18 protein-coding genes and 1 pseudogene are annotated in these 20057 nt (G+C 45.0%); 1 reads left to right on the top strand and 18 read right to left on the bottom strand.

The genetic code is table 11. The features are described 5' to 3' along the window. Window positions 1-2233 (bottom strand): PAS domain-containing hybrid sensor histidine kinase/response regulator (locus QVP35_RS08760; protein ID WP_288187832.1); only part of this gene is annotated, 2233 nt, incomplete at its 3' end. A gap of 177 nt (window positions 2234-2410) precedes the next feature. On the opposite strand from QVP35_RS08760, the gene QVP35_RS08755 reads away from it, so the two are divergent. Then, entirely contained in the window at window positions 2411-3883 is a 1473-nt protein-coding gene (locus QVP35_RS08755; RefSeq protein ID WP_022261043.1) for a GntR family transcriptional regulator, read from the top strand. Window positions 3884-4162: 279 nt separating this feature from the next. Here QVP35_RS08755 and QVP35_RS08750 read toward each other — a convergent pair whose 3' ends face one another. The 17 genes and pseudogenes from QVP35_RS08750 to QVP35_RS08670 all read right to left on the bottom strand — a co-directional run. Beyond that, window positions 4163-5179, bottom strand: coding sequence for an alpha-hydroxy-acid oxidizing protein (locus tag QVP35_RS08750; RefSeq protein WP_009289612.1), 1017 nt, complete (start codon window positions 5177-5179; stop codon window positions 4163-4165). Window positions 5180-5207: 28 nt separating this feature from the next. Further along, window positions 5208-6170 carry a DNA/RNA non-specific endonuclease gene (locus tag QVP35_RS08745; protein ID WP_009289613.1) on the bottom strand — a complete coding sequence of 321 codons (963 nt, stop codon included), beginning with the start codon at window positions 6168-6170 and terminating at the stop codon, window positions 5208-5210. Then, on the bottom strand, window positions 6167-6580 hold the full coding sequence (locus tag QVP35_RS08740) for a hypothetical protein (RefSeq protein ID WP_009289614.1): 414 nt from the start codon (window positions 6578-6580) through the stop codon (window positions 6167-6169). Before QVP35_RS08740 ends, QVP35_RS08745 begins: the two co-directional genes overlap by 4 nt. Window positions 6581-6685: 105 nt before the next feature. Next, window positions 6686-7306, bottom strand: a complete 621-nt coding sequence (locus QVP35_RS08735) for an AAA family ATPase (protein WP_009289615.1) — start codon at window positions 7304-7306, stop codon at window positions 6686-6688. Between the two features lie 94 nt (window positions 7307-7400). Then, on the bottom strand, window positions 7401-8333 hold the full coding sequence (locus QVP35_RS08730; protein WP_009289616.1) for a bifunctional riboflavin kinase/FAD synthetase: 933 nt from the start codon (window positions 8331-8333) through the stop codon (window positions 7401-7403). A gap of 10 nt (window positions 8334-8343) precedes the next feature. Then, window positions 8344-9234 carry a tRNA pseudouridine(55) synthase TruB gene (truB, locus tag QVP35_RS08725; RefSeq protein WP_022261042.1) on the bottom strand — a complete coding sequence of 297 codons (891 nt, stop codon included), beginning with the start codon at window positions 9232-9234 and terminating at the stop codon, window positions 8344-8346. A gap of 8 nt (window positions 9235-9242) precedes the next feature. Continuing rightward, window positions 9243-10187 carry a DHH family phosphoesterase gene (locus QVP35_RS08720; protein ID WP_009289618.1) on the bottom strand — a complete coding sequence of 315 codons (945 nt, stop codon included), beginning with the start codon at window positions 10185-10187 and terminating at the stop codon, window positions 9243-9245. Window positions 10188-10197: 10 nt separating this feature from the next. Further along, window positions 10198-10548, bottom strand: coding sequence for a 30S ribosome-binding factor RbfA (gene rbfA, locus QVP35_RS08715; protein ID WP_006566949.1), 351 nt, complete (start codon window positions 10546-10548; stop codon window positions 10198-10200). A 23-nt stretch (window positions 10549-10571) separates the two neighbouring features. Next, entirely contained in the window at window positions 10572-12923 is a 2352-nt protein-coding gene (gene infB / locus QVP35_RS08710; protein WP_022261041.1) for a translation initiation factor IF-2, read from the bottom strand. Between the two features lie 14 nt (window positions 12924-12937). Beyond that, a complete protein-coding gene (locus tag QVP35_RS08705; protein ID WP_009289621.1) occupies window positions 12938-13252 on the bottom strand; it encodes a L7Ae/L30e/S12e/Gadd45 family ribosomal protein in 315 nt (104 codons plus the stop codon). Continuing rightward, on the bottom strand, window positions 13242-13511 hold the full coding sequence (rnpM, locus tag QVP35_RS08700; protein WP_009289622.1) for an RNase P modulator RnpM: 270 nt from the start codon (window positions 13509-13511) through the stop codon (window positions 13242-13244). The genes QVP35_RS08705 and rnpM overlap by 11 nt, the downstream gene beginning before the upstream one ends. A 20-nt stretch (window positions 13512-13531) precedes the next feature. Then, entirely contained in the window at window positions 13532-14707 is a 1176-nt protein-coding gene (nusA, locus tag QVP35_RS08695; protein WP_006566953.1) for a transcription termination factor NusA, read from the bottom strand. A gap of 18 nt (window positions 14708-14725) precedes the next feature. After that, the gene (gene rimP / locus QVP35_RS08690; protein ID WP_009289623.1) at window positions 14726-15190 is read right to left on the bottom strand and encodes a ribosome maturation factor RimP; all 465 of its coding nucleotides are present in this window, start codon (window positions 15188-15190) and stop codon (window positions 14726-14728) included. A 155-nt stretch (window positions 15191-15345) separates the two neighbouring features. After that, window positions 15346-18444, bottom strand: a complete 3099-nt coding sequence (locus tag QVP35_RS08685) for a UvrD-helicase domain-containing protein (protein WP_022261040.1) — start codon at window positions 18442-18444, stop codon at window positions 15346-15348. A gap of 110 nt (window positions 18445-18554) precedes the next feature. Then, window positions 18555-18950, bottom strand: coding sequence for a hypothetical protein (locus QVP35_RS08680; protein ID WP_006566957.1), 396 nt, complete (start codon window positions 18948-18950; stop codon window positions 18555-18557). Window positions 18951-19005: 55 nt separating this feature from the next. After that, the gene (locus tag QVP35_RS08675) at window positions 19006-19827 is read right to left on the bottom strand and encodes a metal ABC transporter permease (RefSeq protein ID WP_006566958.1); all 822 of its coding nucleotides are present in this window, start codon (window positions 19825-19827) and stop codon (window positions 19006-19008) included. Next, window positions 19814-20057 (bottom strand): annotated as a pseudogene (locus QVP35_RS08670) (ABC transporter); the annotation flags it as partial. The gene QVP35_RS08675 and the pseudogene QVP35_RS08670, both read right to left, overlap by 14 nt.

Genomic DNA, 20057 nt, shown 5'->3' with positions numbered 1-20057 from the left:
AGCCATCCATGACCGGCATCTGTACATCCATCAGGATAAGGTCATAGGCTTCCCCGTTTTCTAAGAATTTTTTTACTGCTTCTTCCCCGTTTTTTGCACAGTCTGCCGTGATACCTGCCATACGAAGGAGCTCTACTGCAATCTCACGGTTGAGTTCATTATCCTCTGCAAGCAGGACCCGGCATTCGGCTAATTCAGGGTGCTGTGTCATTTCACCCGGCGTGCGCACCGTTTTCCCGATGCCCGTTACAGAGAGAAGAGAATTATATAAGGAAGACGCAAAAACAGGTTTTGCCAGAAAAGAGTCTGCTCCTGCATTAAGCGCACTTTCTTCAATGGACATCCAGTCATACGCAGTTATAATGATGATTGTTGTATCAGGGCCTGCGATATTTCTCACACGTTTTGTCACCTCTATACCGTTGATATCCGGCAATTTCCAATCGATCAGACAGACGTCGTAGTCCTTCTCTCTGTTGTGTGCATCCTGAACCTTTCTCACACAGTCGTTTCCGCTCAGCACCCAGTCTGATATAATCCCCATATTTTTCAGCAATAGAGATGTATGGATGCAGCTGTCCCGGTCATCATCTGCTATGAGTACCTTCAGCGATTCTATCATATGCTGTTTTTTTGGAATTACGGATCTCTGGTCTGCCGGCTTATCAAACTCAAGTTCCACTGTGAATGTTGTTCCTTTTCCGGGCTTGCTTTTGACAGAGATTGTTCCGCCCATCAGTGTTACGAGATTTTTGGTGATGGACATGCCAAGTCCGGTGCCTCCGTACTTCTGACTCGTTGAAGCGTCTTCCTGCTCAAAAGGATGAAATAAGTTTGATATAAATTCATCAGCCATTCCGATGCCGGTATCACTGACAGTAAAACGCAGGCAGACAGTATCGGAATTTTTTTTGATCTGCCGGATTTCCATCCGGATACTTCCGCCCTCAGGAGTAAACTTCAGTGCATTGGATAAAAGATTTAAAAGAATCTGGTTCAGCCGAAGGGAATCTCCTACCAAGGATGTATCCGTCAGATCTGCCAGCGGTACTGTAAAGACAAGACCTTTGTCAGAAGCCTGGGGATATACAATGGAAGATACAGACTCCACCACAGTTTCAAGCTGAAACGGTTCATGAGCAATCTTCATTTTTCCTTCTGAAATTTTAGACATATCCAATATATCATTGATCAGCGTCATCAGATGTTTGGAGGAGTAGCCGATCTTTTCAAGGCAGTCTGAGACACGCTGACGATCATCTATGTATGCTGCTGCGATGGTTGTCATACCAATAATGGCATTCATGGGAGTGCGGATTTCGTGGCTCATTCTAGATAGAAATTCCGTTTTTGCCTTGTTGGCCTGTTCGGCAACGGTCAGGGCATCTTTTAATGCCGCGGCCTGTTCCGTCAGTTTTCTCTGAATCTCCCGAAGTTCCGTTACGTCCGTAATATCAGTAAAAACTGCCAGATAAACGGGACATCCGTCCTGCCATTCTATGCATGAAGCATTCACTTGAAGCCATAAGGTTTGTTCTTTAAGGATTTTTACATTCATCAGAAAATGCAGCGGTTTTCCCTCCAGTATCCTGTCTTTTTGCTCAAGCAGTGTATCCATATTGCTGTGTATATTTCTCTGACTCAGGCTGCTGCCGCTGCCCACCGCATCATTTCCGAAATACTCCATGAAGCGGTCGTTTCCCTCCAGCGCCTGGAAATTAAATTCCTGATCAATCCGGTACTTTGCCACAAATCCCGGAATATTTTCATAGGTAACGGATTGTTCCTTTTGTGCTCTGATTAAATCATCAATATTTGTGAGGACTGAATATGCTACCTGATGTCCGTTAATATACTCATCAGAAAACTGAGCCGAAAATTGCACCCAGACATAATTTCCGTCTTTCCGCCTGATCCGGGAAACCATATGATATCCGTTTTGTCCGGAACTGACTGCATTTAACACGGTTTCAGAAAGTTTTTCCCATTCTTTTTGGCTGTCATGGTATTGGTAATACAGATCGGGACGGTTGTGGAATGCCGCTTCATACTCATCTTTAGGCCATCCGATCAGTTCATAATAAAAATCATTTGCCCAGATCAGAGTAAAGCGGTCATCCAGCATATGCTTACTTACACTGACGCCCAGCAGACGCATTAACGTATCATATTCATAACCGGCAGACATTTCATAATTGTCCGGCACAGTGCATTCTTTTTCATGTTCTTCCATATCTGCATTCCTCCGAAACTATGTTCTCTCATGTAGTTTCTGCTAAACGTGAAAGAACTCTAACCTTGTTCATAACCACTTCTTTTATATTATACCGCAAAAATGAAAAAACTCAACTCATCTATGGAAAGTAATATGATAAAATGCTAAAATGACATCTGTGGAGGTGGCCGATCATTGCAGAATAAACAACACTTTTCTAATTTAATCTATGAATATTTTTTTCTCCGGATTCGGTTTCAATATTACGAGTGCGGGGATACACTGCCGTCCATTGATACGCTGTGCGATGAGTTCAGTGTATCCTCACAGACTGTTAAATCTGCTCTCAGGCGTCTGCGTTCAGAAGGTTATATTTCAATGCATAACGGCAGACCTACAACCGTGATTTTCCGCCAGACCGGAGAAGATCTTTCAGACTTTATTACGGGCTATTATTCAAAACGGTATAAAGCATTTGCTGATCTCAATGAAACGGGATTACTCATTTATATTCCATTAATAATGGAGGGTCTGTGCCGGATGAACGACGACGAGATTTCCGGTATCTTTCAGTTGTCTGAACAGCCAACAACCGACAATTTACTGCATTTCTATTGTTTTGTTCTCCAGAAGTTAGATAATCCGCTGATCATGAACCTTTTTTGGGAGACAGCAATGTTTGAAGGATTTCTGCTGGCTCAGAAAAATGCCGGCATCAGCCTATACAGTGATCAGACAATCAGAGATTATTTGAAAGCCGTGGCGGGATATGCGGCGGAGCGGAACTGGACTGAAACATATAAGGTACTTTTCACCTTCCAAAAACAGACTTTTGAGGAGGTAAAGAGATATGTACAAAAACATATTTCTCCTGCGCCTGATTCAGAACAGATTCCATTTAAGTGGAGGATTTACAGAGAGCATCCTCAGATCTGCTACAGTCTCTCAGTGCGTCTTCTTCATGAGATGTGTATGGGTGAATACAGCGAAGCTGAATATCTCCCATCCTACGAAAAGATGTCAGTCAAGTACAATGTATCGGTCAGCACCATGCGCAGGACCGTATATGTGCTTCATCATCTGGGTGCTGTTCAGCCGGTAAACGGGAAGGGTACCCGTATTTGCAGGATCAGGGAAGGCGATGGGATGCCGGATCTTTCCATTGCTCCGATCCGGCGCAACATGGCTTTCTTCTTTCAGGCATTTGAAATTATTATGTACTCCTGTGAGGAAGCTCTGCATATCACTTTCTCGGCAATAAGTCCGGAAGAAAAAAAACAGCTGAAGGAACAGCTGAGAAAATATTTGGCATTGGGCTGCTGTGAAATTTCTCTCTGGCGACTTCTGCTGACAGTTGCGGTGGGCAGTCCTCTTCAGGGAATCAGAGAGATCTATGGAAACATTTATGGACTGTTTCTGTGGGGCTATTCTTTGAAACCATCCCATGAGACGGAACCGGATAACAAGCGGATGTACAGGATGTTTACGGAAGAACTGATACAAGCACTGGAGACAGACGATATTGACCAGTGTGCTGCCCTTATAAAGCAATTTGTCTCTAAGCAGTTTATATTTGCTGAAAAGTATCTGATCAGACATGGCTTTCAGCAGAATGAACTGAGGCTGTCATCATCGATCAGCTTTCTTCTTTCCGCAAACGAAGGGTAATCTTCGCTTCAGTGCAAACCAAAAGGCCCAAGTACAGTCAATCACACTATACTTGGGTCAGAAAAGATGAGTCATTCACCACTATTTCCGTCGCGCTTTTGAAATGCGCTCCTCCAATAGTGGTAAATAACTTTCGAAAAGTGGCACCTTTTTTGACAGAGGCCCTTCTCCAACAGACATTACGTCCATTTTCTACATGATTGGAGTGAGGCATTCTAAGAGCCGAACGGAAATCATGTGGAAAATGTCATGATATATTGACCAGGCTGTCAACTGTTTTTAGAAGCGAATCATTTCCCTTGTGATCTTTTTCAAAGAATCTGCACCGCACATCACCATAGTGTCTTCCAATTCACTTCCTATTTTATCTATGTAGGTCCTGACACCGTCAGAACCCCCTCCATATACGGCAGTCACGAACGGCCGGCATATGAGAACACCGTCTGCTCCCAGGGCCAGGGCTTTAAACACGTCAGTGCCGGAACGGATTCCGCCGTCGACCAGAATTTTCATGGATCCTTCTACTGCATCCGAAATCTCTTTCAGTACTTCTGCAGTAGAAGGACACTGATCCAGCACACGTCCCCCGTGATTGGAGACTACGATGGCTTTGGCACCTGCCTCTTTCGCTTTTAAGGCACCTCTCACAGTCATCACACCTTTGACGATGAAAGGAAGATTGGTCTCTTTCATGATTTCAGCTAATTCTTGCTCTGACTTTCGTCCGGCAGGCGGCGTCATATTTTTAAGAAAAGGAAGGCCTGCCGCATCCACATCCATAGCCACAGCAAAAGCACCGCAGCTGTGTACCTGTGCGAACTTTTCCCGGATCGTCTGAAGATTCCACGGCTTGACGGTAGGGACACCCAGTCCGCCGGTTTTCCGGATTGCTTCTGTTGCGGCGCACATCACTTCCGGATTGGTTCCGTCACCGGTAAAAGCTGCAATTCCCGCATCGGCACAGGAAGAGACCAATACTTCATTGTATGTGACATCAGTGTATTTTTCGCTGTAATGGAGATTCACAGCCCCTGCCGGACCTGCAAAGAACGGATAGCGAAAAGTTTTTCCGAACAGTTCAAGGCTGGTATCAGCGGGCAGGTTTTCGCACAGGGTATCCATATTGACACGAATTTCCTGCCATTTTTGATAATTGCGGATGGCTGTATCACCGCTTCCTTTTGCTCCGGGCCCCGGTATCTGATTTCTGCAGGCCCTGCCATTGCATACTGAACAGGCCTTGCAGTATGGTCCCATACAGTTTCTGGCCGTCTTCAAAATTTCTTCATATTTCATATGATCCTCCAATCTTTGATTGCCGATATTACCGTTTTGCTCTGCGATATCCCGCAGCCTGTGCTTCCTTCTCGCTTTTAAACTTCACAAGATATTTTGAGGTTTTCATTTTTTCATAATCCCTCTGTCCTGGGCAGTGATAAACCTTAGATCTTGAGTTGCCGCAGATATAGACGGATTCATTGTGATGGCTCTGGCCGCTTTCGGCATGTCGTTTTTTCTTTGAAGCGGCTGTCTGAGTCTCTGTATTCTGTGCTTTTTTGCTTTTCCCTGTTTTATAGTCAATGGAGACTCCAGGCTGTACGTTATATACGAAGACATTAAATTCAATATCCTTTCCTCTGTCTTCCACAGACATAGCTTCCATCTGAACGCCTTTTGCGACCAGGTCTTCTTCCTCATAAACAGGAGTGACCCGGTACAAAACGTGATTTCCGGTCTCTTTGACATAGTCGGCTACCATATCTTCAAATGGCAGCATTCCGTCTACATTCATCGCACGGGTTCCGGTAATCAGGTTCTTTTCGTTTGCATTTTCGCCGGTGAGCTGATAGCCGATCAAATGACAGCGGTTATAGAGGTATTTTCCGTCCACATTGCTGTATTTGACAGTATGCCATCCGGTAGGTTTGACCATTCCGATGGCGCCTCTTTTTTTCGTGGGCATGATATCTTTTCCTATGTTTGCCTGGGCAGTGCCGCATCTTCCGAGAGAATCCAGTTTGCTGTATGACTCGTAAGATTTGGTCTTTAATTCCCTGGATTGAAATTCAGGCCGGCTGCCGTTGAGTTCCACATACATCTTCCCCGAATAATCAGGGATATTGTTTACGGATATGTTCTTTTGTGAGGAATTGGAGGCGGTCTGAACCTCGGTTTCCGCTGTGTGGCTGCCCGGCTGTTTTTCTTTCGAACTGTCCTGGCATGCTGTCAGGCCAAAGGCCATGAACAGTGCGAAAAGTAAGATAGAAATTCTGTTCCTTAATTTCATATTTCGTAATCTCCTTTTATATATCTTTCTTTTGTGATGCTGTGAGAGGATCCCTCCAGCTCTTCAAGCTCTGCGAGATTCCAGAGCGATAAGTCCAGATCAAAATACGTGTCTGCCGGATAAACTTTGTTCCAGCGGAATATGAAAAGTTCCCGGATCTTCTCTTCATCCTCTTTCACAGAGCAGGTTTCCAAGAGACAATAGTCATCTGCTTTTGCCCGGGATAAAAAATCTTCACAGACAACTGCATTTTTAAAGTCTTTATATAGTTCATAGGTGTAGAAATTCATATACAGCTTTGAATCTTTTGTCATAGCTTTGATAAAATCTCTTAATCTTCGGTCCTGGCTCTGTCTTCTTTTATTGAAACAAAGTCCGTTTTTATTGTCCAGACAAACAATCAATTTCATAATCTAAGATGTCTCTCCTTTCTCCGGCAGTGTCATTCGGCGCGCAAATACATCAAGCCCCTCAAAGAGTGAGGGGCTTGATAATTATATTCTCATGTACTGTTTTTACTTCTCTTTTTCTTCAATAACCTGCTTGATCAGTTCTACGGTCTGGTCAATGCCCAGAAGGCTGCTGTTGATACAGAAGTCATAGGCCTTTGCATCGCCCCACTTATTAGAGCTGTAATAGTTGTAATAGCTAGCCCGCTGCTTATCCTTTTTCAGAAGCGCTTCCTTGCTTTTCGCCTTGGGGATCTCATATACTTTTTCAATCCGTTTGATACGGTCTTCAAAAGGAGCGTGGATAAAAATGCTCAGGCAGTTATCAAAGTCTTCCAGGGCATAATCAGCGCATCTGCCGACGAAAATGCAGGGACCTTTGCTGGCAATGTCTTTAATGGTGTCAAAGGCAGCCAGAAATACTTTGTGGTTCAGCGGAAGATCAAAGGAATTGGCGTTATATCCCAGAGAATAGGGGTCCATAACCAGGGAGTATAAAAAGCTTGTGGTCGGTTTCTCATCAAAGCTTTCAAAGATTTCCTCACAGATTCCGCTCTCCTTTGCTGCGACTTTTAATAATTCTCCGTCATAAAAAGGAATACCAAGATCTTCGGCAAGCTTTTTCCCGATCAGGTGCCCGCCGCTTCCATACTGTCTTTCAATCGTAATAATCGTTTTTGTAGCCATATGAACCGCTCCCTTCTTTTCAGTAACTTCGTTTAAGTTATCTTTATTATAACGCATCTCGGCAAAAAAGTATACCCGCAGGGCACACAGGTATTTAAATGAGCCCTTGTTCTATTACCCAATCTCTTGCAAATAGCGCGTCTTCCTTCATTTGCCTCGAAAGGCAGTCAAGGGATTCAAACTTCATTTCCGGGCGTTTAAAACAAAGAAGTTCAACAGATATTGGTTTATGATATATATTCTTATCAAAATTTAAAATATACGTTTCAACCCCCATATGTTTTTTTCCTTCGATCGTGGGTTTGACGCCTATATTGCTGATTCCGTAATATACCTGATTTTTGATCGTAATCCTCGATACATAAACTCCGTTAGGGGGAAGCAGCTTTTCAGGATTTGGAATTTGATTGGCAGTGGGAACTCCTAAGATATCTTTTCCCATATGATTGCCCTGCACGACGGGTCCATAAACCAAAAAAGGGGATGAGAGCAGGCTGTTGGCCTCCTCGATCCTTGCCTCTCTGAGCAGGCTGCGGATGCGGCTGCTTGAGACAATTCCTCCGTTCAATTCAAGTTTTGGAATTACGATCAGTTTAAAATCGTATTCTTTCTGCATCTCCTTCAAGAGTTCTACATTTCCCTGACGCTTGTATCCGAAGCCGCAGTCGTCTCCCACCACAAGAATTTTCATTCCGACCTTTTTGATCAGGACTTCTGTCACGAAATCCCTCGGAGAGAGCTTAGAGAATTCTTTGGTAAAAGGATGCTCAATTAAGACGTCCATCCCCTTTTTTGCCAATAAGCGCTCCTTTTCTTCTTTAGAATAGATCATGTGATAATTTTCGGATTTCAGGGTATTGACCGGAGGACGGTCAAAAGAAAATACAACAGTCTGGTATCCCTGTTTTTTGTATTCCAGCAGCTGGTCAAAAATAAGCTGATGGCCCCTGTGCAGTCCGTCAAATTTACCAAGCGCTACCGCAGAGTTATGAAATTGAAAGTTCTCCGTTTGATGTATGTATTCCATAGTGCTCCTTTCAGTAAAATAATTTATCCGGAAAGTACATTTTTTTCTGATCTTTCCAATCATACACCCCGATAAAACAGCCGTCCTCATCATAAATCCTCAGCCGCTGTTCATCGCCGCAGGAGGATGTAAAACACTCTGATTTTAAGGGGTTGCCATTATAGAGGATTTTTTCATATTGTTTTTTTACCGTTTGACAGGGAAGGCTCATAAACACCTGATCCGGAGGAATGACAGCCTCCATAAGCCGATTTTCCTTGACCAGCTTCTCAACCTCATCCAGAGTATGGCTGTCTTTTTTGTGAAATCCGCTGGCCGCAGTGCGCTCCAAACTGGTCATACAGGCACCGCACCCCAGTTTTTCGCCGATGTCGCGTCCAAGGCTCCGTATATAGGTGCCTTTGCTGCAGACAACGGTCATGGTAAACTCAGGGAGACAAATCTCTAAATTTTTGATTTCATAGATCGTAACGGGTCTTGCTTTTCGCTCAATTACTTTACCCTCTCTTGCAAGTTCGTACAGTTTTTTGCCATTTACTTTCAAGGCAGAATACATGGGAGGAATCTGATCATAGCCTCCTTTAAAAGAACAGATGGTTTTTCGCACCTTGTCCTCGGAGACAGAAATGTCTGATTCTCTCAAAGTCTCTCCCCAGATATCTTCCGTATTAGTTGTGAGGCCGAGACGGAAGACTGCCCTGTATTCCTTTTTCGTATCCGTGAGCATATCGCACAGCTTGGTAGCCTTTCCAAGACAGACAGGAAGCACACCGGTGGCCTGGGGGTCCAGGGTGCCGGTGTGTCCGATTTTCTTTTGTTTTATGATTCCCCGGAGCTTTGCCACTACATCATGAGAGGTAAAGCCGGCTTCTTTGTAAATATTTAAGATACCGTGTATCATAAGCACCTCTATAATTGTTCTCGGATTTTTGAAAGGACAATGCCGGTCACTTCTTCAAGTCCGGCTTTCATACTGAAGCCGGCAGCACGGACATGCCCTCCGCCGCTGAATTCTTCTGAGATTGCAGCCACATTGACTCTGCCGTTGGAACGCATGCTGACCTTATAGGTATCTTTGTCCAAAGCGTACAGAAATACCGCAGCTTCTACCCCTTTTGTAACTCTCATCTGGTCGATTATCCCGTTGGTGTCCTCGGAATCAGCACCGAGGGCCTGCATTTCATCTTCATTCAGGTAAGAAAGAATGATCTGGCCTTCTTCATAAAGCCGGCTGTTTAATAGTGCCTGTCCCAACACGCGGTTCTGTACAAACGTTTTCTGATAAAAGGTTTCATCGATGACTCTGGATGTATTGATTCCTTTGGAAATCAGTCTGCCGGCGTACTCCATTGTCTGCTTCGTCGTATTGGAATGCTTAAATACACCGGTGTCATGGACGATACCGGTATACAGGCAATAGGCACAGGATAAAGAAATACGGTCCGGTTCAAATAACTCATACAGCACTTCGCAGGTGGCACTGGCCTGGGGTTTTAAAATATACTCCTGACCGATTCCTTTGCTGCTGATGTGGTGGTCGATACAGAACGTCTTTGCCGCGCGTTCATACATGGACAGATACGGTTCGATCCTGTCCAGAGAACTGCAGTCCAGGACAAAGAACAAGTCATAGGATTTATGTTCGGCCTCCTGTTTCACTGAATCAGCCCCGGAAAGAAAGAGAAACTCCGGAGCAATGGACTCAAGATAAACTGTAACAGATTTCCCGGGATAATTATCCAAAATGTACTGCCGAAGCCCCAGGCAGCTCCCGATGCAGTCACCGTCCGGATGGATATGGCCGGTGACTGCAATGGTGTCTGCGGCTTCGATGGATGATATGAATTCATTCATAGTGCTTCTCCTATTTGTTCAGCTCGTCAATTTTTTTTGACATTTCAACACCATATTCAATGGAATCATCCAAAATAAAAGTGATTTCCGGGGTATTCCTAAGATTAATGGAATGTGCCAGCTCCCTGCGGATATAGCCAACCGCACTTCTGAGGCCGTTAAGGGTATCCTCTTTGGCTTTCTGGTCTCCAAGGACACTGATATAAGCCTTACACTGTTTTAAGTCCGAGGTCACAACCGCATCCACAACAGATGTCATAGGAGCGATGCGGGGATCTTTAATTTCCCGACTGATGATACGGCTCAGTTCCCGCTGTACCTCCCCGTTGATTCTAGTATTCTTAATGCTGTTCTTTCTCATGGTTTTCCTCCTGTAAAGAAGGCTTATCTAGGGATCTCTTCCATTATATAGGCTTCAATCTGATCGCCTTCTTTAATATCATTATAATTTTCAAGCACAAGGCCGCACTCAAAGCCGGTCTTGACTTCTTTTACGTCGTCATTGAAACGCTTGATAGACGCGAATCCGCCTTCGTGTACGACGATACCGTCACGGATCAGTCTGGCAGTGCTGCCTCTCTGAATGATACCGTCGAGGATATAGGATCCTGCGATGGTTCCGACTCCGGATGCCTTGAATGTCTGGCGTACTTCGGCGTGGCCGATGACTTTCTCCACATACTCCGGCTCCAGCATACCCTTCATGGCCGCTTCGATATCTTCGATAGCGTTATAAATGACACGGTACAATCTCAGATCGACTTTGTCTCTCTCGGCAGCATCTTTAGCGGTTGGGTCCGGACGGACGTTAAATCCGATGATGATGGCGTTGGATGCAGATGCAAGCATAACGTCAGATTCCGTGATCGCGCCGACTCCTCCGTGGATGACTTTGACGGCTACTTCATCGTTAGAGAGCTTGGAAAGACTCTGCTTTACAGCCTCCACCGATCCCTGAACGTCTGCTTTGACGATGATATTTAAATCTTTTACGCTTCCTGCCTGGATCTGGTCAAAGAGATCATCCAGAGAAAGCTGTGATTTTGTCTCTGAGAGCATTTTTTCTCTGCCGTATGCAATGAATTTCTCTGCCGTTGAACGGGCTTCTTTTTCATTGTCCATGGCCATGCAGACTTCTCCTGCAAACGGAACTTCGCTGAGCCCGAGAATCTCAACCGGAGTTGACGGTCCGGCAGTTTTGACACGTTTTCCTTTGTCATCAATCATAGCACGGACTTTTCCGTGAGCACTTCCGACTGCGATGGCATCTCCCACATGGAGAGTTCCTTTCTGAACAAGTACGGTAGCGACCGGACCGCGTCCTTTGTCGAGTTCTGCCTCGATGACAATACCTCTTGCCTTACGCTTCGGATTTGCTTTCAGCTCCAGAACTTCGGCTGTGAGCGAGATCATATCAAGAAGATCGTCGATTCCCTCTTTGCTGTGTGCGGATACAGGACAAAAGATTGTCGTACCGCCCCAGTCTTCCGGAATCAGTTCATACTCTGTAAGTTCCTGTTTTACACGCTCAATATTTGCACTTTCCTTATCGATCTTGTTGATGGCAACGATGATCTCAACACCGGCAGCTTTGGCATGGTTGATTGCCTCGATTGTCTGCGGCATGACACCGTCATCTGCGGCTACTACAAGGATTGCGATATCGGTGGACTGGGCACCGCGCATACGCATGGATGTGAAGGCTTCGTGTCCCGGTGTATCCAGGAATGTGATTGTTCCGCTCTCTGTCTGTACCGTATAGGCACCGATATGCTGGGTGATCCCTCCGGCCTCACCGGCAGTGACACGGGCGGATCGAATCGCATCCAGAAGAGAGGTTTTACCGTGATCAACGTGTCCCATAACGCACACAACCGGCGGTCTGGTCACAAGATCCTTTGTATCTTCTTCGTCTTCATCTTTTAACAGCTCTTCGATGACGTCTACGGTCTCTTCTAACTCAACGATGCGGTCATACTCTAAAGCGATCTCTTCTGCACGTTCAAAATCCAATTCTGTGTTGAGGTTCACAAGTCCGCCTCCGGAGATCAGAAGTTTTTTGATGATGTCATTTGCAGGGATGTGGATCGCTTCCGCAAACTCTTTTAAGGTGAGGATCTCAGGAATTTTTACTGGTTCACTTGGATCATATTCTGGCTTCTTTACCGGATCCGGCTTGATAAAAGCTCCCGGTCCCGTCTTTTTCTTCTTCTGGGTATTTTGATTTTTATTGTTGAACTTATTGTTTCTGTTCTTTTTGTTGTTCTTGTTAAACCTATTGTTTTTATTATTCTTCCCATTCTGTCCGTTATTATTGGAAAATTTCTGAGAATTCTGCGGATTTTCTTTCTTCAGCACTTTCTTCTGAGTTCCCTGATTCTGGCCCGCTTCTTTTTCCTTCGGCTGCCTCTCAGGCTTTTTGCCCGTACGGTTCTGATTCTGAGTATTCTGAGGCCTCTGTTGTCCCTGCTGATGCTGACCCCTGTTGCCGCGCTGCTGGTCTCGGCCCTGCTGATTCCTTGGCTTTTCCTGGCAGTTCTCCGGTTTATTCTCTTTCTTCACCGGTTTTTCTTCCTTTTTTACTCCAAGGGCCTTGTCAATGACCGCGATCTGGGAGTCTTCCACCGTACTCATATGATTTTTTACTTCGATATTATTTTTTTTCAATATTTCAATGATTTCTTTGCTCTGTTTATTATATTTCTTTGCTATCTCATGGACTCTAGTTTTTGCCATAGATTGCACCTCCATTATTCAATTTTACTATTTTCGAGTTTCCCGCGAATGGCCTTTGCAAATCCCTGATCTTCCACAGCTACCGCCGCACGGAATTCTTTTCCGATGGCGTGGCCAAGTTCGCTTCTGTCGCTGAAAAAATACAGCGGCACATGATAGTATTCGCACATATTCCGGTACATCTTTTTCGTATTTTCGGAAGCATCATTGGCCGCAAGGACCATGCATGCATGGCCGGATTTTACGGATTTTTCTACCGCAAATTCTCCGCTTACCAAATTTCTCGATCGGGCTGCTAATCCGAGAAGAGACAGAATTTTATGATTCAAGATCCATCATCTCCTTTTCCAGCGCGCCATAGACTTCCTCGGAAATCGATGTCTTAAAAGAACGATCAAGACCTTTTGACTTTCTCGCTTTTTTCAGGCAGGAGAGAGAACGGCAGATATAAGCGCCGCGTCCGTTGGACTTGCCGGTGGGATCGATGAAGATATCTCCATCCTTGGGTTTTACCACTCTAACAAGGTCTTTTTTCGCTTTTGATTCCTGACATCCAATGCATTTTCTCATCGGAGTTTTCTTGTTCATATACGATCACATCCTAAATTTTATTCGTCAATATATTCAGATTCTTCGGAAAGGAGCTCATCTTCCACGGCATTTTCATCATCGTAAGCCATGGATTCATCTGCCATTTCTTCGGATTCGTAATCTTCATAACCTTGGAGTTCCTCTTCTTCCTCAGCCTGAGATTCACTTTTGATATCGATTTTATAGCCGGTCAGCCTTGCAGCGAGTCTTGCGTTCTGCCCCTCTTTTCCGATAGCCAGTGATAACTGATAATCCGGAACGACAACCTGAGCACTTTTTTCCTCCACGTCTACGGATACAGATACAACCTTAGACGGACTCAGCGCATTTTCGATATAGACACAAGGATCTTCATTCCAGTTGATGATATCGATCTTTTCACCTTTTAAGTCATTGACGATCGCGTTGACTCTGGCACCGTTCATGCCGACACAGGCACCGACAGGATCTACGTTTGGATCATTGGACCAGACGGCAAGCTTTGTTCTGGAACCGGCTTCGCGGACGATGTTCTTAATCTCTACGATGCCGTCCTGGATCTCGGCTACCTCTTTTTCAAAAAGACGCTTTACAAGATCCGGATGTGTACGGGACACTAAGATCCGGGGTCCGCGGTTGGTGTCTTTTACTTCTACAATGTAAAGTTTGATCCGTTCCGTGGGCTGGAATACTTCGCCTCTGATCTGTTCGGACTTCATCAGAAGTGCATCTGTCTTGTCATCCAGGCTGACACTGACGTTTTCGCCGACATAGCGCTGTACCACGCCTGTGACAATGTCTTTTTCCTTGCAGTAAAAATGATCAAAGACAACTCTTCTTTCTTCTTCTTTGATCTTCTGTACAATGACACTTCTGGCGTGCATAGCAGCAATTCTTCCAAAATCTTTCGGTGTTATCTCCACGCGGACAATATCACCCAGCTCATATTTAGGGTCCATTGCTTTTGCTTTGGCAAGACTGATCTGGAGCGCCGGGTCAAAATCTTCCCCGTCTGCGGTTTCCACGACTTCTTTTTCTGCATATACGACAATATCTCCGGTCTCACGGTCCATATTGACCACCACATTGTCTGCATTTCCAAAGTCTCTTTTGCATGCAGCAACCAGGGAATTTTCAATCGCTTCCATAATGACGTCTTTATCAATATGCTTTTCTTTTTCTAACTGGTTTAATGCATCAATTAATTCACTCATTTTTTCTGTTGTCCTCCTTTAAAAATCTAATGATAAACGGGCGGATGCCACACTTTTTGTTTCAAATTCCTGATCGGTGCCGTCGATCGAGAGTATGATTCTTTCCTTTGAATATTCTTTTAATATACCGGTAAACTCTTTTTGTTTGTCGATGGCTTTATATAATTTAATGTCCACAGACTGCCCGATACTTCTCTGAAAGTCTTTTTCCTTTTTTAAAGGCCTTCCAAGACCCGGGGAGCTGACTTCCAGAATATATGCGTCTTTGATGAAATCATCGGCGTCCAATTTGGCCTCCAGTGCCCGGCTGATCAGCACACAGTCATCGATACTGATGCCTCCCTCTTTATCCGCGTAAATCCGCAGATACCAGTTGGCACCTTCTTTTACATACTCCACATCAACAAGTTCAAAGTGGTTTTCATCGATGATCGGTGTCACAAGTTCTTCTGTTTTTTGTTCAATCTCTGCTTTTCCTGCCAAGTTGCCCTGCCTCCTTTTCTGCGCAAACAATAAGAGTGGACTTGCGTCCACTCTTTAAGTTAATGCTTTATGTTATTGATTATTATAACACTTTCATTTACAGAATACAAGGGTTTGTGTCGGAATCTTGTTTTTACCTTGAGTTTTGAATGAAATCAAAGATCAAACAGTGACAGCTGGGTAATCTCCGGCTCTTTTTTTCCTGCGGTCTCTTTTGCCGTATATTGCTGCGGCAGGTCCGCGAGAAATTCGGAAGATTCTTTTCTTGTAAGAAGGATTAGTTCTTCTTTTGCCCTGGTCATGCCTACATAGAACAGACGTCTCTCCTCTTCCTTATCTGCATGGTGAGCAGGTGATTCCAGCGGTATACTGCCCTGTTTTGTTCCGGCGATGAACACAACCGGAAATTCCAGTCCTTTGGACCCGTGGAGAGTCATCAGGGTGACAGCATCTGACGTATATTCCTTTTCACCGCTTCTTTTTATATCCCCTTCTGTTCCCAGCAAAAGATTGGACAAAAAGGATGCCATATCTTTATGAAACAGAGTCATCTTGTACAGACTGAGAAGGGATTCATCATCCAAAAGACCGTTCTTTTCCATCCAGAGCTTTAAAACCTCTCCTGGAGACTCTTTTTTCAAAAGCTGTTTGAATTCTTTTTCTAAGGTTCCGCAGTCAGGAAAAGCGTTCAGTGCGATCTGAAGAGCCTTCGTATCCTTTTCATCGAGAAGAAACCGAAAAAATGAAGTTGTACCTTTTACCTTTTCTTCCTCAAGAAAACTATCCTGTCCTGTGATGACGCATGGAATACTCTCCTGTCTTAAACATTTTTCTATGGCTCTGGCCTGATGGTGGGTTCTGTATAATACGGCAATTTCTCCAAAACCTCTGGGATGTTCCGTTTTTAAGGCATAATTCTGGGCATCCATCATATCCATGCCGCCGGTGAGCCTGTTGATTTCCTTTGCAATAAAAATGGCCTCGGACCAGTCATTGGAGGCAGTGACCAGACGGACTGGTTTCCCGGGTTCACGGACGGCAGAAAGACAGCGTTTGTTTCCCGGATTCCGGCTGATCACCTGAAGGGCAGACTCCACGATTTCAGGTGTTGAACGGTAATTTTTCTTCAGATAAATTTCATACAGATCCGGAATTTCTTCTTTCAGCCGTGCAAAACATCTGGAATCAGAACCCCGGAAACCATAGATCGACTGGTCCGGATCTCCAATGACAAATAATTCTTTCCCGTTTTGGTTCCAGAAAAGCACCAGACGGAATTGTATGTCGTTGATATCCTGGAATTCATCCACGAGAAGATAAGAAAACTGAGAGGTTTGTAAAACCGGGGATTCTGCCTGTGAAAGCACACGAAGAAGCAGGTCATCAAAATCTGTAAGACCCATTTCACTCATGATTTCCTGAAAACAGTCTGCTTCATCATTCGTCAGACGCTCTTCCATCGGCACATTGTTTTTAAAATTGGATATCTGTTTTAAAAAGTCCTTTGGCTTCTTATCTGAATCTAAACGGTTCAGGGCTTCTTTGGCAGTTTCAAGAAGTTCCGCTTCATCGGCGAGGATAATGTCCTCACCCTGCTGTTTCAGAAGCTGAAGGCAGATAGAATGAAAGGTGCCGATGGTCATATCTTTGACAGCCCGTTTTCCTCCAAGCCTTTTGGCAAGCCGTTCTCTCATCTCCGCTGCCGCCTGGTTTGTAAAGGTAACGGCTGTGATCTGAGACGGAGATACGTTCCTCTCCTTCACAAGATAAGCTATCTTGTCTACCAGGGTTTTCGTTTTTCCTGTTCCCGGTCCCGCGATGACCGCAACAGCTCTGTTCTCAGCAGTGACCGCTTCCTGCTGTTCTTTGTTGATCCCTGTATCTTTTCCTTCAAGGCCGTCTGTTTCCATGACAGTTTCTTTTTTCACAGGTCTGATTTTTTTCTTCTTTTTCCCGGGCTCGGCTGCGGCGGCAATACCAAGAGAATCAAAAAGTGTCATCTGGCCGTTAATGATATCCATCTCGTCCTTTTCGATGAGATGGATTTTTCCGTATTCTCCGTCATATCCGGGGTCGCGCCGGACTTCTCCCCGTCTTAAACGCCGGATTCCTTCCTCTACACAGGCTCCCGCACTGTGTCTTATATCCTCAAAAGGTACTTCTCTTAAAATAGAAAACTCCGGTCCAAGCTCTGAGAGCATTTTTTCAAACTGCGCATTCACCTTTTTCCCGCCGGCCGACATTCCCGTAGATGCGGCAATGACTTCCGGAAGTGGTACGAGGCTTTCAAAGGGCTTTGCGTCAGGGCGGAGATAATCTTCGGGCCTGTCCGCCAGCTGTTCTACCCGGTGCTGGACTCCGATGGTGATTTTTTTCCCGCAGACCGGACAGATGCCGCCATATTCCTTTGTCTCTGACGGAGTCAGCACAAGACCGCATTTTCGGTGTCCGTCAAAGTGATATTTTCCTTCTTCCGGGAAAAATTCGATCGTTCCGTAAAGGCCCTGTCCGGTCTGGATGGCTTTCGTGAGTTCCGGATAAGAAAGTTCAATGTCCATGAGATTGGCTTCCCGCCCAAGCTTTGCCGGAGAGTGGGCATCTGAATTTGAGATCAGCTGGAAGGAGTCCAGCGCTGAAAGCCTCCAGTTCATAGGAGGATCGGAGGACAGGCCTGTCTCTAACGCATGGATATGGGGCGTTAAGTCTTCAAAACATTCCTCGATCGTATCAAACCCCGAAAAGGCTCCGAACAGTGAGAAATGAGGAGTCCATATATGGGCAGGCACCAGTACTGCATTTGGAGAAATGTCCAGAAGAATCTCTAAGAGATCCCGGCTGTCCAGACCAAGGATCGGCCTGCCGTCGGAATGGATATTGCCGATGGTCTCAAGTTTTGCAGAAATCTTATCTGCGGTTTCGAGTCCCGGAAGAAGGATCAGGTTGTGGACTTTCCTTGTCTTTCCGTTCTTTTTATAGATAGAACTGATCTCCCCGGTAACGACAAAGCGCGGACTCTGGCTGTCCGGAGCGATCCCGTCTTTTATTCGGAACTCTTCCTTAAGGATGTATAATCCTTCTTCCGCAGGTTCTAATTTTTCCCGTAACTCGTCCCTCCACGCCTGATGAGTAAAATCACCGGTTCCTACAATATGAATCCCTTTTTTTCTGGCCCAGAGATCCAGATGTTCCGGATCACACTCTTTGCTTGTTGCCCTGGAATATCTGGAGTGGATATGTAAATCTGCAATGTACATCGTATTCTCCTTCTTTCGTAGTGTTTTATCCTGACATAAAACATTCTTTTCTATGTAAGAACAAAACAGACAATCTGCTGATTATCTGTTTCTAGTGACTGATTATGAAATTATTTGCAGAATCTGATGGAATAAAGATAAAGCAAAGGGAAGACGAAGCCTCCCAGGCTTGTAGCTGTAAATCCATTGACAAAGAAATTAAAAATAAAAATGAATACAGCGGCGGCTACGAGCGCAATGGCAAGCTGAAAGCAGGTTTCTCCAAATTCAAAATGTTTGGCTGCTTTTAAACCGTAAACTCCGCAAACGATTTCAAGCATCCCGAAGATAATGCAGACTATGAGGTACACGGTTAAAATCCCGCCGCTTAGCTTGACCTGCTCCATAGCCATCTTCATCAGATTGCCGCTTGTCATCAGGGTGACATTGGTCACAAGGTTTAAGATTCCGGCTAACAGCAGAATGATGCTCATGATCGTCAGCATCACATTTCTCTTTTTATTCATATGTTTCTCCTAACTTGTAATAATGAAATTATTCTATCACAGAATGTTTTGGAAATCAAACATTCTGTCTGTAAACCATACGCAGCAGTCGGAATAAGAGAAATCCCAAGAGGTTTGCAATGACGATGCTCGCACCGGCCGGTGCAGAAAAGAAATATGATGCCGACAGACCGATACAAAAACATATGACAGAGAGGAAACCGGAACAGATCACAACTCCCCGGAAGCTCTTAAACATCTGCATGGCCGTCAGCGCAGGAAAGATGACCAGGCTGGAAATGAGCATAGCCCCCATCATTCTCATGCCGATAACAATCGTGACGGCGGTCAGGATTGCAAGCAGCGAATTATAAAAGGAGACATCCACTCCTGATGCCCGCGCAAAACTTTCATCAAAGGTGACAGCAAAGATCTTATGATAACAAAAAAGAAACAAAATGAGGACTGCTACACTCAGCAGAACACTTAGCCGTACATCTTCTCTGCTCATAGCCAGAATGCTTCCAAACATATAACTATATACATCCATATTCATGCCGGTAGTGAAGGAAGTCACCAGGACTCCGGCAGCCAAAGCCGATGCCGACATGACAGCGATGGCCGCATCGCTGCTGATCCGGCTGCTCTCAGTCAGCTTCAGGAGAAAAAATGCGGCAATGACAACGACCGGAATCGAGAGTTTCAAAGGAGCAATCCCGAAAGCGACTGCGATGGAAAGCGCTCCGAAGGACACATGAGACAGTCCGTCTCCGATCATAGAGAATTTTTTCAGTACAAGGCTTACACCGAGCAGGGCTGCACAGAGGGAAATCAAAATTCCCACGATGAAAGCACGGATAATAAAAGGATAAGAAATCATTTCTTTAAACAATTCCATGAACAGCACCTCCATTCATTTCACGAAAATGTTCAGAACGGCGGTATTCTGAAACACTGCCGAAGAAGTAATCCTCATGCCGGATGTGGAGGATTTCATCCGCATCCTTTAAGGCATTGGACAAGTCGTGGGAGACCATCAAAATTGCGATGCCCTCATTTTTGTTGAGTTCCTTCAGCAAGATATAGAGTTCTTTTGCGGCACCCGGGTCCAGACCTGTCACCGGCTCC

This window comes from Anaerostipes sp. CAG:276 (assembly GCF_000432215.1).
Lineage (GTDB): Bacteria > Bacillota > Clostridia > Lachnospirales > Lachnospiraceae > Anaerostipes > Anaerostipes caccae.
Note: the sequence above shows the minus strand (reverse complement) of the source record. Positions and strands in the feature narration are given on the sequence as shown.

Coding starts and splice junctions, on each gene's coding strand:
- QVP35_RS08750 (WP_009289612.1), bottom strand. CDS start 5,179: ATGAAATATGAAGAAATTTTGAAGACGGCCAGAAACTGTATGGGACCA.
- QVP35_RS08745 (WP_009289613.1), bottom strand. CDS start 6,170: ATGAAATTAAGGAACAGAATTTCTATCTTACTTTTCGCACTGTTCATG.
- QVP35_RS08740 (WP_009289614.1), bottom strand. CDS start 6,580: ATGAAATTGATTGTTTGTCTGGACAATAAAAACGGACTTTGTTTCAAT.
- QVP35_RS08735 (WP_009289615.1), bottom strand. CDS start 7,306: ATGGCTACAAAAACGATTATTACGATTGAAAGACAGTATGGAAGCGGC.
- QVP35_RS08730 (WP_009289616.1), bottom strand. CDS start 8,333: ATGGAATACATACATCAAACGGAGAACTTTCAATTTCATAACTCTGCG.
- truB (WP_022261042.1), bottom strand. CDS start 9,234: ATGATACACGGTATCTTAAATATTTACAAAGAAGCCGGCTTTACCTCT.
- QVP35_RS08720 (WP_009289618.1), bottom strand. CDS start 10,187: ATGAATGAATTCATATCATCCATCGAAGCCGCAGACACCATTGCAGTC.
- rbfA (WP_006566949.1), bottom strand. CDS start 10,548: ATGAGAAAGAACAGCATTAAGAATACTAGAATCAACGGGGAGGTACAG.
- infB (WP_022261041.1), bottom strand. CDS start 12,923: ATGGCAAAAACTAGAGTCCATGAGATAGCAAAGAAATATAATAAACAG.
- rnpM (WP_009289622.1), bottom strand. CDS start 13,511: ATGAACAAGAAAACTCCGATGAGAAAATGCATTGGATGTCAGGAATCA.
- nusA (WP_006566953.1), bottom strand. CDS start 14,707: ATGAGTGAATTAATTGATGCATTAAACCAGTTAGAAAAAGAAAAGCAT.
- QVP35_RS08685 (WP_022261040.1), bottom strand. CDS start 18,444: ATGTACATTGCAGATTTACATATCCACTCCAGATATTCCAGGGCAACA.
- QVP35_RS08680 (WP_006566957.1), bottom strand. CDS start 18,950: ATGAATAAAAAGAGAAATGTGATGCTGACGATCATGAGCATCATTCTG.
- QVP35_RS08675 (WP_006566958.1), bottom strand. CDS start 19,827: ATGGAATTGTTTAAAGAAATGATTTCTTATCCTTTTATTATCCGTGCT.